The following is a 14662-nucleotide window of genomic DNA, read 5'->3' as shown; positions in this document are numbered from 1 at the left end:
CGTTCCTTACGGTGCACTCGTGATCAGTATGTCTGCCCCTCACGCCTCGTCGCGAAGCAGCCATGAGGCGTCCGCCCGCGATGCCGTCATGCGTCGCGGAGGAGGCGGACGGGCAGTGGTCGTACGCCGACGTTCGAACCGACATCCCTGTCGCCACCCGTACCCGCCCGACACCGCGCCCGCACTCGTCGCACCCGCACACGCACCCGAGGAGCCCCCTCCGTGGCCCGTCCCCCCGCGACCGAAGCCGACGCCGACGCCGAGGCCTCGCTCGGCGCCGAGTTGGGCGCCGTACGCCCTGATCTGACGCTGCCGTACACGACCGCGCTGCCCGGCGCCCGGGCGGCGGTGCTGACCCGGCTGTGGCGCGGCCTCGTCCACGAACCGCTGCCCTGGGTGGTGCGGCGGGAGACGGCCGGAGCGGACGGGGTCACGCTCCACCTCGCCGACGGCCGGCGGCTGCACGGCCCGGCCGTGGACCCGTACGGCACCGCGGCGCGGGTCGAACAGGTGTGGTTCGACGAGCGGCCCTACGACCGTCCGGCACGGCTGATGAGCGCGCTCGCCGTTCCGCACAGTGCCGCCTTCGCCGCCGAACTCGACCACAGCGTCGCCTCGTTGGCCCTGTCGCGCGCCAACCGGGGTGCGCCGTCCGCCCCCTTGGCGTACTCGGCCCCGAGGGCGGGCTGGGAGTGGGAGCAGGCGATCGTCGACGGTCACCCCTTCCACCCCAACTGCCGCTCCCGGCCCGGCTTCTCGGCGGGTGACCAGCTCGCCTACGGACCGGAGCACCGGCAGGTGGTGCCGCTGGGGCTGGCGCCCGTCGACGACGCGCTGGTCGTCGGGGCGTGGCCGAACGCGCTGCGGGACGGCGGACGGGTACTGGTCCCGGTGCATCCGTGGCAGGCGGCCCGTGTCCTCAAGTGCCCGTTGGGAGAGGTGATCGAGGCCCATCCGCTGATGTCGCTGCGCACCCTCGCCCTCGCGGACGGCGGTCCGCACGTCAAGACCGCGCTGAGTGCCCGGCTGACCTCCTCCGTGCGGGACATCTCGGTCTACTCGATCGAGACCTCGGCGATCGTGTCGGACTTCATGGCCGAGGTCGCGGCCCGCACCGAAGGACTGCTGCACGTCACGCGCACACTCGGCGCGGTCACCGCCGGTTCGCCGGATCTCGCGGCGGTGCTGCGCGAGTCACCGGACTCGTACGCGGACACGGCGGCCGGTGAACGCGTCCTGCCGGTGGCCTCCCTGGCGACGACCGAGCTGCCGCGGTCGCCGTCCTGGCTGGCGGACTTCACCCGTCTCGCACTCACGGTCTCCCTCCGGCTGCTCGACGTGGGCGTGGCCCTGGAGGCGCATGGCCAGAACCTCCTGGTGGTCCTGTCCCCGTCGGGTGCCCCCCGCCGTCTCGTCTACCGCGACCTCGCGGACATCCGGGTCAGCCCGGCACGCCTCGCCCGGCACGGCATCGCGGCGCCCGCGATGACCGGCCGCATCGTCACGGACGACGAGAGGACCCTGCGCCGCAAGCTGTTCGGCGCCCTGATCACGGGCACGCTCGGCGCGACGGCCGGTTCGACACCCGTCCTGCGCGAGGCGCTCGCCTCCGCCGTACGGGAGCTGCCGCGCACCGCGGATATGGGCACGTTGCTGGAGGGCCCGGTACCGACGAAGGCGTTGACGCTGATGCGACTTTCGCCGGAGCGGCCCGGCGACATCTGGGCGGAGGTGCCGAGTCCGCTGCGGTGAACGGCCCGTCGACAGCGGGTCTCGTTTTGAAGCACGGCCCTCCGGATCAATAGGATCCGCCGATGATCACAAGACAACGGCTGGCAGCAGGAGTGTTCGCCCTGCTCGCCGCCCTGACGGCCGGGATCGCGGTCCCGTCCACGGCCGTCGCCGACGAGACCACAGCCACCGCGCCCAAGGTCAACCTCCTGTTGGACGTCAGCGGTTCGATGCGGGCCAAGGACATCGACGGCGAGTCCCGCATGGCCGCGGCGAAGCAGGCGTTCAACGAGGTGCTGGACGCCACGCCCGAGGAGGTCCAGCTCGGCATCCGCACGCTGGGCGCCAACTACCCGGGCGACGACCGGAAGACGGGCTGCAAGGACACCGCGCAGCTCTACCCGGTGGGGCCGCTGAACCGCACGGAGGCGAAGACGGCGGTGGCGACGCTGACGCCGACCGGCTGGACCCCGATCGGCCCCGCGCTGCTGAAGGCGGCCGACGACCTGGAGGGCGGCGAGGGCACCAAGCGGATCGTGCTGATCAGCGACGGCGAGGACACCTGTGCCCCGCTCGACCCGTGCGAGGTGGCCCGTGAGATCGCGGCGAAGGGCATCGGCCTGACCATCGACACACTCGGCCTGGTCCCGAACGCCAAGCTGCGCGTCCAGCTCAGCTGCATCGCCGAGGCGACCGGCGGCACGTACACCTCGATCGAGCACCGGGACGAACTCACCGACCGGGTCAACCAGTTGGTCGACCGGGCCGCCGACCCCGTGGTCGTACCGAAGGCCGTGGAGGGCGCCGAGCGTTGCGCGCAGGCGCCCACGCTGACGTCCGGTCTCTACACGGACCGCCAGGAGTTCGGGCAGCAGCGCTGGTACCGCGTGGACGTGAAGCCGGGCCAGGAGCTGCGGGCCTCGGTGAGCGTCGCGGCGGACCGTGACGTCAACCCGGACTACGGGGTGCTGCTGCGCGCCGTGACCACGAAGAACCGCGAGATCGTGCGCGGCGAGGCGGCCGGCACCGGCCGTACCGACGTCATCTCCGCCGGTCTGCGGCACCCGAAGCCGGAGGCCGAGGACGCGGAGGACTCGGCGGACGAGGACGTCGCCGAGACCGTCTGTCTCCAGGTGACCCACTCCTACTCGCCGGCGAGCGGTGTGAAGACCACGCCCGGTCTGCCGCTGGAGATCACCGTCGACGTCGTGGACGGGCCCGACCAGGCCGCCGACGTGGCATCCTTCGGCCTCGGCCGCGGCTGGTGGCTGCTCGGTGTGCTGGTGCTCGTCGGGTTCCTCGCGGGTGTGCTGTGGGGCTGGCTGTCACGTTGGCGGGTCGCGGTCTGGAGGACCAACTGATGCGGATCACACGTGTGTTGAGCGCGGCCCTGCTGGCGCTGGGCCTGGCCGTCTCCCCGGCGGTCGCGGACTCCACGCCCTCCGCGAGCCCCTCGGACGGCGGTGACGCGCCCACCGAGGCGGGCACGTCCTTCCGTACGGCCGCGGAGTTCGAACAGGGGCAGACCGCGACGGCGAACGCCTCGACCGGTGACTACCTGTACTGGTCGTTCCCGGCCGACGCGGGGCAACGGCCCACCGTGCGGGCGACCGTCAAGCTGCCCGAGGGGGCCGAGTCCTCCTCGACCTGGCAGATCGACGTGTACGACGGGCTGCGGCGCCGCCAGGCCTGCCAGTACGGGGCGCAGACCCGAACCGCCGGGGCGGGGGCGGGCTCCGTCGAGTTGTCCTGCACCCTGCGGACGGTCCGCGCGTGGTCGGAGGAGTGGGCCGACGACCCGCTGCCGGGCACGTACTACCTCCGGCTCACCACGATCCGGCTGGCCACCGCCGATCTGGGGCTGCCGGTCGGCGCCGAGGTCGAGGCCGACTCCAAGGACATCGGCGGGTCGGCGGCGGTCGACGGGTCGCTGGCCCAGCCGCTGGTCCCGGGGATCGCGGTGACGTCCCGGCAGGAGGACGACGAGGACTCCTCGGCCGAGGCGGTGCTCTCGTCCCTCGAACCCGACGACGGGTGGGCCTCCGGCTGGTGGAGCGACCGGTGGGTGTGGACCGCGCTGGGGGCGGTGCTGGCCGCACTGGCGGGTATCGCCGGGTACTCACTGACGCGGGGGCCGGGCCGTCCGGGTCGCGTCCCACCGCCGGGCGCCTGACGCGCCGTCCGGTAGGGAGTTCGCCGGGCCGCCCCATCGATCTCGTCCGCGGCCCGGTGGGGCTTCCCGCGCAGTTCCTCGCGCCCCTGAAAGCAGGCTACGCCCCTGCTTTTCAACCCCAAGCCCCGGCCGGTTCAAGCTGGCAGCCCCGCCCCCTTCAGGCCCGCAGGGCCTGAAGGGGCGGGAACCGCGAGAAGCCCCACGCACCCGCAGCTTGCCCACCCCCGCAGGCCCTGGTCTTTCGGGCCCGCGGGCCTGATCCTTCAGGGGCGCGGGGAACTGCGCGAGAAGCCCCACGCACCCTCAGCTCACCCACGGCGCTCGACAGCCCCTCACGCCTCCCTGCAACTCCTTGGCCAGCGCCCCTCCCTCCACCTCCACCCGCCCCGCCCGCACTGCATCCCCAGCCCCAACTCCCCCGACCGAGCGCACCGCAGGTGTCCGTGTCGAGGGTCAGCCGTACGTCCGCCTCCCCGGGCGCGGGCCCGTCCCCGTACACCGGCCCCTCCTCCGCCTCCGCCCCGGCCCACACATGGAACGCCCCTTCCTCCAGCCGGACCTCGACGAGGCCCGCACCACCCCGGCCAGCTCGCGCAGCCCCGCAGCAGCGGCAGCGCGAACCAGTGCGCCCGTACCGCGTCCGTGGCCCGGCGTTCCCCGAGCGCCGACTCCCCACGCCCCCAGCGCCTGCAGCACTGGCAGCAACTCCCTCCCCCGGCCGGTGAGTTCGTACACGTACGCCGCTCCCGGCGGCGGCAGCCGGCGTCGTGTCGACAGACCGTCCCGTTCCATGTCCTTCAGTCGCGACGCGAGCACGTCCGTGCTGACGCCCGGCAGGTCCGCGTGCAGATCCGTGTAGCGGCGCGGCCCGGCCAGCAGTTCGCGCACGATCAGCAGGGTCCAACGGTCACCGACGAGGTCGAGCGCCCGGGCGGCGGAACAGTACTGGTCGTAGCTTCGGCGAGGTGACATGGGACGCAGTCTAGACATGTCGTTGGACTTTCCAAGCACCTACTTGGTAAAACCAAGCATCACAACGAACCGGAGGGCGAGGGCGCATGGAGTTCCGGCAGTCGAGCAAGCTCAGCGAGGTCTGTTACGAGATCCGCGGCCCCGTGATCGAGCACGCCAACGCGCTGGAGGAGGCGGGGCACAGCGTCCTGCGCCTCAACACCGGCAACCCCGCGCTCTTCGGCTTCGAGGCGCCGGGGGAGATCATCCAGGACATGATCCGGATGCTCCCGCAGGCCCACGGCTACACGGACTCGCGCGGCATCCTCTCGGCCCGCCGCGCGGTCGCCCAGCGCTACCAGGAGCGGGGCCTCGACGTCGACGTGGACGACGTCTTCCTCGGCAACGGCGTCTCCGAGCTGGTCTCCATGGCCGTACAGGCGCTGATCGAGGACGGCGACGAGATCCTGATCCCCGCCCCCGACTTCCCCCTGTGGACGGCCGTGACCACCCTCGCCGGCGGCAAGGCGGTCCACTACCTCTGCGACGAACAGGCCGACTGGTACCCGGACCTCGACGACATGGCGTCGAAGATCACCGACCGCACCAGGGCCGTCGTCGTCATCAACCCGAACAACCCCACCGGCGCGGTCTACCCCAAGGAGATCATCGAGGGCATCCTCGACCTCGCCCGCCGTCACGGCCTGATGGTCTTCGCCGACGAGATCTACGACCAGATCCTGTACGACGACGCCGTCCACCACTCGGCCGCCGCGCTCGCCCCCGATCTGGTCGTCCTGACCTTCTGCGGTCTGTCCAAGACGTACCGCGTCGCGGGCTTCCGCTCCGGCTGGCTGGTCGTCACCGGCCCCAAGCAGCACGCCCGCAACTACCTGGAGGGCCTGACGATGCTGGCCTCCATGCGGCTGTGTGCCAACGCGCCCGCCCAGTACGCCATCCAGGCCGCGCTCGGGGGGCGGCAGTCGATCACCGACCTCACCACCCCCGGCGGCCGCCTCCACGAGCAGCGCAACGTGGCGTGGGAGAAGCTCAACGAGATCCCCGGCGTCTCCTGCGTGAAGCCCAAGGGCGCCCTGTACGCCTTCCCCCGGCTCGACCCCAAGGTCCACAAGATCCACGACGACGAGAAGTTCGTCCTGGACCTGCTCCTCCGCGAGAAGATCCAGGTCGTCCAGGGCACCGGCTTCAACTGGCCGACCCCCGACCACTTCCGCATCCTCACCCTCCCCCACGCCGACGACCTGGACGCGGCGATCAGCAGGATCGGCCGCTTCCTGAGCGGGTACCGGCAGTAGCCGACGGCCGGAACCGGTGGTCATCGACGTCCGGAACCGGTGGCCGTCGACGGCGGGTACGAGTGGCCGTGGACGGCGGTACGGCACCGTCGCGTACGCCGACCGGGGCGTCGGCGTACGCGGGCGTCCGGGCATCGGCGCGCACCCAGCATGGGTATCCCTTCCCCATGACTGAGCGCCCGCTGCTCCTCCTCGACGTCGACGGCCCCCTGAACCCGTTCGGCGCCCGCCTGTGGCGTCCTCGCGGCTATGTGACCCACCGGGTGCGCCCGGCCTGCTGGTCCTCCCGGCAGAAGCCGGACTCCCGGCGGCTGCGCCGGGGCCTGCGGATCCGGCTCAATCCGGCGCACGGCGAGCGACTGCTCGCGCTGCCCTACGAGTTGGCGTGGGCGACGACCTGGATGCACGAGGCCAACGAGATGATCGGCCCGGTGATCGGGCTGCCCCGCGATCTGCCGGTCATCGAGTTCGCCGGCCTCTTCGCCGAGGACCCGGACGGGCTGTACTGGAAGACCCGGCAGGTTCTGGAGTGGGCGGCGGGACGGCCGTTCGTCTGGGTCGACGACATGATCACCGACCTCGATGTCCGGCATGTGGCCGAGCACCACGACACCGCCGCGCTGCTGCTGCGGATCGATCCGCGCCGGGGGCTACGGGAGGCGGAGTTCACGGAGTTGGAGCGGTGGGCCCGTGCTCTGTGAGGCGCGGGACGCCGTCGGGCGCGCCGCGGACTCGTAGCCTGGGGGCATGGGTGATCTCCTTCTTGTGCGGCACGGTGAGACCGAGTGGTCGGTGTCCGGGCAGCACACCGGCTGGACCGACATCTCACTGACGGACCACGGCCGCGAGCAGGCACGCGGCCTCGCCCCGCTGCTCGGCTCGCACCGCGTCGGAGCCGTGTTCGTGAGCCCGCTCAAGCGCGCCCGGGAGACCGCCGACCTGGCCGGACTCACCGGAGCGCGCGTCGACGCCGACCTCGTCGAATGGGACTACGGCGGGTACGAGGGCGTCACCACCGTCGAGATCCACCGCTCGCGGCCGGAGTGGTTCCTCTTCACGGACGGCGTGGCGCCGGGGCCGCCGGAGCACCCCGGGGAGAGCCCGGAGGAGGTCGGTGCCCGTGCCGACCGGATGCTGGCCAAGACCCACGCGGCGCTGGCGAACACGGAGGGCAGCGTGGTGCTCGTGGCCCACGGTCACTTCCTGCGCGTGCTCACCGCCCGCTATCTCGGACTGCCCGTCTCCGGCGGCGCGCTGTTCCAGCTGGCCACGGGCACGGTCTGCCGGCTGGGGACGGAGCACGGGCGTCCGGTCCTCGCGGGGTGGAATGTCAGACCCCCCTCGTAGTCTCCGTACCCAGGGGGTGACCCATGGCCGGTTCGGGTGAGGGAGGGTGCCGTGACACGACCGCCGACCGCCGCCCAGCGGCGCATCATCGACGCCGCCGAGCCCGTGACCGGGCGGCTGACGGGTACGGAGCACCAGCTCGCGGCCCTGGTGAAGCGGGGCCTGGCCTTCCGGCATCCGCGCCCGCCGCACGACCACTTCCTCACCCCAGCCGGGCATCGCCTACGGGAGACGGCGCCGGTTCCGGAGACGACCCCCCGGGAGCCGGCCCGGACGGACACCGTTCCCGCCGGTACGGACGTCTTCGCCGCGCGGGTCGGCGGTGAGGAGGCCGCCGCCACCGGACCGGCTCGGGCCCGGGAGGTCCACAGCGCCTGGCAGGGGCTTCTGGAGCTGCGCCGGATGACGAACACCGGCGGCGCCACGGACCGTCCCTGCGGCTGGGAGCGCACGCATCTGGTGCAGGCCGCCGCGCTGGCACTGGAAGCCGCGGGCCATCCGCCCGCCGGAGCGGACCCGGCGGGCGGCGGTTACCGCGTGCGGGCCACGCCCCAGCCCGAGGCCGTCGCCGTACGGGAGCCCGACGCGCAGGCACTGCGGGCCTGCGGGGCGACGCTGGAAGAGGCGGGCTGGCACGCGGGCGAGCACACGGATCCCCGGACGCGCGAGCGCTATCTGCTGGCTTCACCGAGACGGGTCTAGCGGATCGACCACCGGATCGGGCCGGGGCGAGGCGAAGCGGGGGTCGGGGCGGGCGGGTCGGTTCTGAGCAAGCGCTCAGTAAGCTAGGGGGCGTTCCGTTCGCCTCAGGTAGGGGGAGTCATGGCCGAGCCGTTTTCCGTTCCGGTGACCGTGCGCGGGTACGAGACCGATGTGCAGGGGCACCTGAACCAGAGCGTGTACCTCCAGTACGGCGAACACGCGCGGTGGTCGCTGCTGCAGGCCGCCGGGATACGTCAGGCCGATCTGCTGGCGAAGGGGGTCGGACCCGTTGCGCTGGAGACGACGGTCCGTTACCGGCGCGAGCTGCTGGCCGGTGACGAGGTCGAGGTGACGTGCGTGTTCGTGTGGGGCGAGGGCAAGACGTTCCGCATCGAGCAGACCGTACGCAGGACGGACGGCACGGTGGCCGCCGAGATCACCGGCGTCGGCGGGCTGATGGATCTGAGGATCCGCAAGCTGGTGGCCGACCCCCGGGAGTACTTCCGGGCCCTGGCGACGGACCCCACCCTGTTCGGGCTGTAGGCCCGGCGACGGACCGCCCGCCGACCGGGGCTCGACAGGGCGACGGTCCCGGCGTCGCCGCCCCGGGCTCGACGAGGCGACAGGTCCCGGCGTCGTGGACCGTGAGCGCGAGCTCTCGGCCCACGACGCCGGGGACTCACGGCCGGTGGCCGCTCAGCCCAGCGGGTTCAGCAGCTCCGGGTCGTTCTCGAAGGCGAAGAGCAGCAGGTCCGCCATGGTGAACCTGCCCTTCCGGTGGGACGGGAGGCTCGGGCGCCAGCCCGGGTGCTTCACGATCGACCTCCGGCTGCCCTCTATCGCCCGGTGGAAGACCTCCGCGACGAGGGTGCCGCCGACCCCGGTGAGGCTGCCGGGGCGCGCTTCGTTCACCTCGGCCTCGCGCAGCACGTAGAACCACAGCGGGGTGTGCTCCACGAGCTGGGTGCGCTCGGCGTCGGTGAAGCCCTCCAGCGCGGCTCCGCCGTTGCCGCGCAGGATCTGGTCCTCCGTCAGGGGCTTGAAGCCCATCTGGGCGGCCAGTTGCGGCCCGGTTGCCAGCTCGACCATCGAGGCCCGCACCAGGTTGCGGAACGCGAGGTTGCGCTGGATGGGCGGCGGAGCCGGGCGGCCCCGACCGTCGAAGGTGCCGGTGGGCAGCGTGGACAGGGGGTCGACGAGCAGGGTGTCCAGCCGCTTGGCCACGTTGAACTCGCGCTCCGGCACGACCAGGTCGTCCCGGCCGATCTCGCCGAAGTCGAACAGCCGGCGGAAGTCGACGATCCAGTTGCTCGGCAGCCGCAGGTTCTCGCCGGAGTCCGGGTCGTCGAGGTCGCTCAGGTCGTCCGGTCCCGGGGTGAGGTTGCCCGCCGTCCCGCTGAAGCGGAACAGCAGCCCGAGCGAGGCGATCGGACCGGGGCCGCCCGCGCGGAACACGCCGTTCCACTGGTAGGCCCCGCGCACCATGCTGTGGCCGAGGCGGTAGGCCGCCACCGAGAACTCGATGGGCATCGTCGGGAAGTCGCCGGGGCGAACGTACCCGGGGCGCTCGAAGTGCCTGCGTCCGCGCTCGAAGACCCGCTCGACGATGTCCGGGTCGACGATGCGCGGCAGGAAGTCGGTGCGCAGCACCCACTGGTAGTGCTTCACGACGAGCTCCCGGGCCGCCTGGAACAGCCGGTGCTCGGGCACTCCGCGGTCGGCGAGGTGGTCGACGACCCGGTTGTGGAAGCGGATGAAGGCCAGGTGGAGCTGGCCGACCGCGAGGTTCTCGTCGTTGCGCGCGTCCGGGATGAGCGGGGCGCGCTGGTCGGCCCGGGTGCCGCCGGTCGCCTCGCCGACCCTCGGCAGGTCGAAGCCCTCGCGGTCGATGTTGGACGTCGACTCGGGCGGGAAGTCCACGCCGAGCGTCGTGCCCATCCGCAGGCGGCCGCCGGGCTCGTAGAAACGGGCGCTGCCCGCGTGGCGCGGGCCCATGCCGTAGAGCGAGTCCAGGTCGAGGGCGGGGCTGCGCCCCTGCACCAGGTCCTCCACCGGGACCGGCTCGCCCAGGCCCACCTGGGTGCGGTCCAGGGTCAGGTCGTGGTCGACGAACTGACCGAGATACGTGAACCCCGCCGGGATCGACGCGCCGGGCTCCCCCGAGTCCGGGTCGGCGCCGCCGGTGCCCGTGGTCATGGCCACGGCCAGCTTGCCGAGCAGTTCCTCGTCGAGCTGGACCCCCTTCTCACCGAACCGGGAGAAGCGGAAGGCCATCTGCTGCTCGGTCGCGCTCGGCACGCGCGCGACCGCCGCCCCCTTCTCGAACTCCAGGATCCGGCCCTCGTTGACGACGTAGTAGGTCTCGCGATGGTGTCGGTGCACCATGTGTGTCCCCGTTCTGTCCCCCGGCTCCGCGAACGGTCACAACCGGACTTACCGGTTCTCTCCGTCGGCACCGGCCCCCACCGGACGCGAAGCGATCATTCGGATAAATCACTGTTTCCCGACAACGCGTCGGCCACGAGGAGCGGTTCCCGAACCGGGAAATCTACTCATACTGGCGTAGGAAGCAGCCGTTCACGTCGGGTTCTCCCCCGTGTGGCCGCGTGTCCGCGCACAAGTGGGGTGTCGGCGGGTACTCCTCCCACGGCGTACCCGCCACCCACCGCCCCCACCGCCCCCACCGCACCCCGGAGACGCCATGCCGCTCGCCCGCCGTGCCCTGCTCACCGCGTTCGCCGCCGGTTCCGCCGCCGCCTGCACCTCGGCCCGCGCGATTCCCTCGGACGACGCGCCCCGCACCGACAAGGCACAGCGCACGGCCTCGGTGGCGGCCAGAAGGCTGCTGCCGGACCACTGGCGGCAGATCACCTTCCTGGAGGGACTGGAGAAGGACACCTTCCAGGTATCGGGGAGCACGGGCCGCATCACCGTCGCCGGTGACACCCCGGCCACGCAACTCACCGGCCTGAACTGGTACTTGAAACACGTCGCGTACGCCGACATCAACTGGGCGGGCGAGCAGACGGACCTCCTGCCGCGCGAGCTGCCGGGCCTCGACCAGGCGGTGCGCCGCCGGGCGAACGTCGTCCACCGCTTCGCCCTCAACGACACCAACGACGGCTACACCGGCGCGTACCTGGACTGGGGGTACTGGGAGCGCGAGCTGGACGTGCTGGCGCTGCACGGCTACAACGAGGTCCTCGTCTACGCGGGCGCGGACGCGCTGTACCACCGGGTGTTCCAGGAGTTCGGGTACGGCGAGGAGGAGCTGCGGGCGTGGGTGCCGGGCCCGGCCCACCAGCCGTGGTGGCTGCTGCAGAACCTCTCCGCCTTCCCCTCACCCGTCTCCCGGCAGCTCCTGGACGCGCGGGCCGTCCTCGGCCGCCGGATCGCCGACCGGGCCCGGGAGCTGGGGATGACACCGGTGTTCCCCGGTTACTTCGGGACGGTCCCGGCGGGCTTCGCGGAGCGGGTCCCGGGGGCACGGACCGTGCCGCAGGGCGAGTGGATGGGCTTCGCGCGCCCCGACTGGCTGGACCCGCGCGGGGCCGAGTTCGCCACGGTCGCGGCGGCCTTCTACCGGGTGCAGGACGAGATGTTCGGTCCGTCGACGCTGTACAAGATGGATCTGCTGCACGAGGGCGGCGACCCGGGGGACGTCCCCGTGGCCGACGCGGCGAAGGGCGTCGAGCGCGCGCTCCGGCGGGCGCACCCGGGGGCCACCTGGGTGATCCTCGGCTGGCAGCACAACCCGCCGCGGGCGATCGTCGACGCCGTCGACAAGGAGCGCATGCTCGTCGTCGACGGCCTCTCCGACCGCTTCCCCACGGTCACCGACCGCGAGGCCGACTGGGGCGACACCCCGTACGCCTTCGGTTCCATCTGGAACTTCGGCGGGCACACCGCGCTCGGCGCCAACACCCCCGAGTGGGCCGCGCTGTACGAGAAGTGGCGCACGAAGGACGGCAGCCGGCTGCAGGGGATCGCCCTGATGCCGGAGGCGGCGGACAACAACCCGGCCGCCTTCACCCTGTTCTCGGAACTCGCTTGGCGGGAGGGCGAGTTGGACCTGAAGGCCTGGTTCGCCGAGTGGGCGCACGCCCGGTACGGCGCCCTCGATCCGCACGCCGGGGCCGCCTGGGACATCCTGCGCCGCACCGCGTACGGCACCACCCGCGCCGACTCCTGGAGCGAGGGTGCCGACGGCCTGTTCGGCGCCCGGCCGGCCCTGAACGTCGTACGGGCCGGACGCTGGTCCCCGAAGCAACTCCGCTACAGCGTCGCCGAGTTCGAGCCTGCCCTGGACGAACTGCTGCTGGTACGGCCCGGCTTGCGGGTCTCGGCGGCGTATCGCCGCGACCTCCTCGACGTGGCCCGCCAGGCCCTCGCCAACCGCAGCCGGGTGATGCTGCCGCGGATCAAGGCGGCCTACGACGCCGAGGACAGCGCCCTCTTCGCGAGGTCGAGCGCGGACTGGCTGTCGCTCATCGATCTGCTGGACGAGCTGGTGGCCACCGACTCCCGCCATCTGCTGGGTCGTTGGGTGGCGGAGGCCCGCTCCTGGGGCGCGGACGCCGCCGAGCGGGACCAGCTGGCGTACGACAACCTGTCGCTGCTGACCGTGTGGGGAACACGGAAGGGAGCGGACGCGGGGCTGCGGGACTACGCCAACCGGGAGTGGGCGGGACTGGTCGGTGGGCTGTACCGGTTGCGCTGGTCGACGTACTTCGAGGAGCTGAGGGCCGCGCTGGCCGCGGGCCGGACGCCGGCGAAGATCGACTGGTTCGCCCTGGAGGACCGCTGGGCGCGGAACCCGGGGACCCTCGCGACCGAGCCGGCCGGCGACACGTACACGGTCGCGACCCGGGTCCGGGACCGGCTCGCGGCCCTCTCCTGACGGACCCCGCCGGCGCGTGCGGCCCACCCGGGACGGCCTGCCCGGGACGCCGTTCCGGGGCGCGCACGCGTGTGAGCGCCCCGGAGACGGCTGCCGTGGACCTCACCGAGGTCCACGGCTCTGGCCGAGGGCCGTCCCCCTCGACCAGAGCTCAGCGGGTCAGGCCCCGGCGGCGATCCGCGCCAGCCGCCGCGCCTCCTGCCGCGTCGAGCGGGCGATCGCGTCCTCGTCGACGTGCAGCAGGCGGTTGTTCGCAACGATCTGCCGGCCGTTCACGAACGACGCCGTCACCGGGGCCGCCGCGCCGAGGACCAGGGCGGCCACCGGGTCGGCGATCGAGGCGTGCGCGAGCGTGTCGAGCTTCCAGAGGACCAGGTCGGCGAGCTTGCCGGGCTCCAGGGAGCCGATCTCCCGCGCCCGGCCCAGGACCTGGGCGCCGCCGAACGTGCCGAGCCGGAGGGCCTGGCGGGCGGTGAGGGCGGCCTCGCGGTGGGCGCCGAGGCGGTTGATCAGGAGCGCGTTGCGCAGCTCGGTGTGGAGTTCGCCGGACTCGTTGGAGGCCGTGCCGTCGACGCCGAGGCCGACCGGGACGCCGGCCGCCAGCATGTCGGGGACCCGGGCGATCCCCGCCGCCAGCCGGGCGTTGGACGACGGGCAGTGGGCGACACCCGTCTTGGTACGGGCGAAGGCCTCGATGTCGGAGTCGTTCATATGGACGCAGTGGGCCATCCACACGTCCTCGCCGAGCCAGCCCGTGGACTCGAAGTAGTCGGTCGGGCCCATGCCGAACAGCTCGTGGCAGAACTTCTCCTCCTCGACCGTCTCCGAGCCGTGGGTGTGCAGCCGCACCCCGAGGCGACGGGCCAACTCCGCGCCCTCACGCAGCAGTTCGGTGGAGACCGAGAACGGCGAGCAGGGCGCGACGGCCACCTGGGTCATCGCGCCGAAGGAGGCGTCGTGGTGCTCCTTGACGGTGGCCTCGGTCGCCGCGAGGGCGCCTTCGAGGCTCTCGACGGCGAAGTCCGGGGGCAGGCCGCCGTCCTTCTCGCTGCGGTCCATGGAGCCGCGGGCCAGGGTGAAGCGGACGCCCGTCTCGCGGGCGGCGCGGATGATCGCTCCCGACAGGTCGCCCGAGTCCTTCGGGTAGACGTAGTGGTGGTCCATCGCGGTGGTGACGCCGCCGCGGGCCATCATCGCCAGGGAGCCCTGGGCCGCCGCGTGGACCATCTGCTCGTCGATGCGGGCCCAGGTCGGGTAGAGCGCGACGAGCCAGTCGAAGAGGTTGTGGTCGGTGGCGAGGCCCCGGGTGATCCACTGGTAGTAGTGGTGGTGCGTGTTGACCAGGCCGGGGGTCACGAGGTGGCCTGTCGCGTCGATACGGCGTACGACGTCCGCCAGGTCCTCGGGGGCCCGCCCCCTGCCGAGCGACTCGATGCGGTCGCCGGCGATGACGAGATGGCCGGTGGCGTACTCGGTGTCGTCGGCGTCCACGGTCGCGATCGAACAGTTCTCGATCACGATGCGCTGAACTGATGTCATGGT

11 protein-coding genes and 1 pseudogene are annotated in these 14662 nt (G+C 72.5%); 9 read left to right on the top strand and 3 right to left on the bottom strand.

The genetic code is table 11. From position 1 onward, the window contains the following. The first annotated feature begins 222 nt into the window (after positions 1 to 222). From E4N62_RS09390 to E4N62_RS09380, 3 genes are all read left to right on the top strand, one after another. Positions 223 to 1752, top strand: a complete 1530-nt coding sequence (locus E4N62_RS09390; protein WP_230213481.1) for an IucA/IucC family protein — start codon at positions 223 to 225, stop codon at positions 1750 to 1752. A gap of 62 nt (positions 1753 to 1814) precedes the next feature. Beyond that, positions 1815 to 3092, top strand: a complete 1278-nt coding sequence (locus E4N62_RS09385) for a VWA domain-containing protein (RefSeq protein ID WP_230213480.1) — start codon at positions 1815 to 1817, stop codon at positions 3090 to 3092. Then, entirely contained in the window at positions 3092 to 3904 is an 813-nt protein-coding gene (locus E4N62_RS09380; RefSeq protein ID WP_230213479.1) for a hypothetical protein, read from the top strand. Before E4N62_RS09385 ends, E4N62_RS09380 begins: the two co-directional genes overlap by 1 nt. A gap of 303 nt (positions 3905 to 4207) precedes the next feature. On the opposite strand, the pseudogene E4N62_RS09375 reads toward E4N62_RS09380, so the two are convergent. Beyond that, a pseudogene (locus E4N62_RS09375) lies at positions 4208 to 4876 on the bottom strand (winged helix-turn-helix transcriptional regulator). Between the two features lie 86 nt (positions 4877 to 4962). Between E4N62_RS09375 and E4N62_RS09370 the strand changes: the two are divergent. The 5 genes from E4N62_RS09370 (at position 4963) to E4N62_RS09350 (ending at position 8763) form a co-directional block, all read left to right on the top strand. Then, the gene (locus E4N62_RS09370) at positions 4963 to 6171 is read left to right on the top strand and encodes a pyridoxal phosphate-dependent aminotransferase (protein WP_230213478.1); all 1209 of its coding nucleotides are present in this window, start codon (positions 4963 to 4965) and stop codon (positions 6169 to 6171) included. Between the two features lie 167 nt (positions 6172 to 6338). Beyond that, a complete protein-coding gene (locus E4N62_RS09365) occupies positions 6339 to 6872 on the top strand; it encodes an HAD domain-containing protein (RefSeq protein ID WP_230213477.1) in 534 nt (177 codons plus the stop codon). Between the two features lie 46 nt (positions 6873 to 6918). Beyond that, positions 6919 to 7518, top strand: a complete 600-nt coding sequence (locus E4N62_RS09360) for a histidine phosphatase family protein (protein ID WP_230213476.1) — start codon at positions 6919 to 6921, stop codon at positions 7516 to 7518. Between the two features lie 51 nt (positions 7519 to 7569). Beyond that, positions 7570 to 8220 (top strand): hypothetical protein, encoded by a 651-nt coding sequence (locus E4N62_RS09355; RefSeq protein ID WP_230213475.1) that lies wholly within the window; start codon positions 7570 to 7572, stop codon positions 8218 to 8220. 120 nt (positions 8221 to 8340) lie between these two features. Further along, positions 8341 to 8763: a thioesterase family protein gene (locus tag E4N62_RS09350; RefSeq protein WP_184901076.1), complete on the top strand. Its 423-nt coding sequence runs from the start codon at positions 8341 to 8343 to the stop codon at positions 8761 to 8763. 153 nt (positions 8764 to 8916) lie between these two features. Here E4N62_RS09350 and E4N62_RS09345 read toward each other — a convergent pair whose 3' ends face one another. Then, the gene (locus E4N62_RS09345) at positions 8917 to 10605 is read right to left on the bottom strand and encodes a heme peroxidase family protein (RefSeq protein WP_230213474.1); all 1689 of its coding nucleotides are present in this window, start codon (positions 10603 to 10605) and stop codon (positions 8917 to 8919) included. Between the two features lie 316 nt (positions 10606 to 10921). Between E4N62_RS09345 and E4N62_RS09340 the strand changes: the two genes are divergently transcribed. Further along, positions 10922 to 13120 carry an alpha-N-acetylglucosaminidase gene (locus tag E4N62_RS09340; RefSeq protein ID WP_230213473.1) on the top strand — a complete coding sequence of 733 codons (2199 nt, stop codon included), beginning with the start codon at positions 10922 to 10924 and terminating at the stop codon, positions 13118 to 13120. 159 nt (positions 13121 to 13279) lie between these two features. Here the strand turns inward: E4N62_RS09340 and E4N62_RS09335 are convergent, their stop codons facing one another. Continuing rightward, a complete protein-coding gene (locus E4N62_RS09335) occupies positions 13280 to 14659 on the bottom strand; it encodes an 8-oxoguanine deaminase (protein ID WP_230213472.1) in 1380 nt (459 codons plus the stop codon). Positions 14660 to 14662 lie beyond the last annotated feature (3 nt).

The sequence above is a fragment of the Streptomyces sp. MNU76 genome (assembly GCF_020982545.1).
Classification (GTDB): Bacteria; Actinomycetota; Actinomycetes; order Streptomycetales; family Streptomycetaceae; genus Streptomyces.
The sequence above is the reverse complement of the archived record's forward strand: the minus strand, read 5'-3'. Positions and strand labels throughout refer to the sequence as shown.

What these genes read in the sequence shown, in the direction of transcription:
- E4N62_RS09350 (WP_184901076.1), top strand. Translation starts at nt 8,341, where the DNA reads ATGGCCGAGCCGTTTTCCGTTCCGGTGACCGTGCGCGGGTACGAGACC.
- E4N62_RS09385 (WP_230213480.1), top strand. Translation starts at nt 1,815, where the DNA reads ATGATCACAAGACAACGGCTGGCAGCAGGAGTGTTCGCCCTGCTCGCC.
- E4N62_RS09335 (WP_230213472.1), bottom strand. Translation starts at nt 14,659, where the DNA reads ATGACATCAGTTCAGCGCATCGTGATCGAGAACTGTTCGATCGCGACC.
- E4N62_RS09340 (WP_230213473.1), top strand. Translation starts at nt 10,922, where the DNA reads ATGCCGCTCGCCCGCCGTGCCCTGCTCACCGCGTTCGCCGCCGGTTCC.
- E4N62_RS09380 (WP_230213479.1), top strand. Translation starts at nt 3,092, where the DNA reads ATGCGGATCACACGTGTGTTGAGCGCGGCCCTGCTGGCGCTGGGCCTG.
- E4N62_RS09345 (WP_230213474.1), bottom strand. Translation starts at nt 10,605, where the DNA reads ATGGTGCACCGACACCATCGCGAGACCTACTACGTCGTCAACGAGGGC.
- E4N62_RS09360 (WP_230213476.1), top strand. Translation starts at nt 6,919, where the DNA reads ATGGGTGATCTCCTTCTTGTGCGGCACGGTGAGACCGAGTGGTCGGTG.
- E4N62_RS09365 (WP_230213477.1), top strand. Translation starts at nt 6,339, where the DNA reads ATGACTGAGCGCCCGCTGCTCCTCCTCGACGTCGACGGCCCCCTGAAC.
- E4N62_RS09370 (WP_230213478.1), top strand. Translation starts at nt 4,963, where the DNA reads ATGGAGTTCCGGCAGTCGAGCAAGCTCAGCGAGGTCTGTTACGAGATC.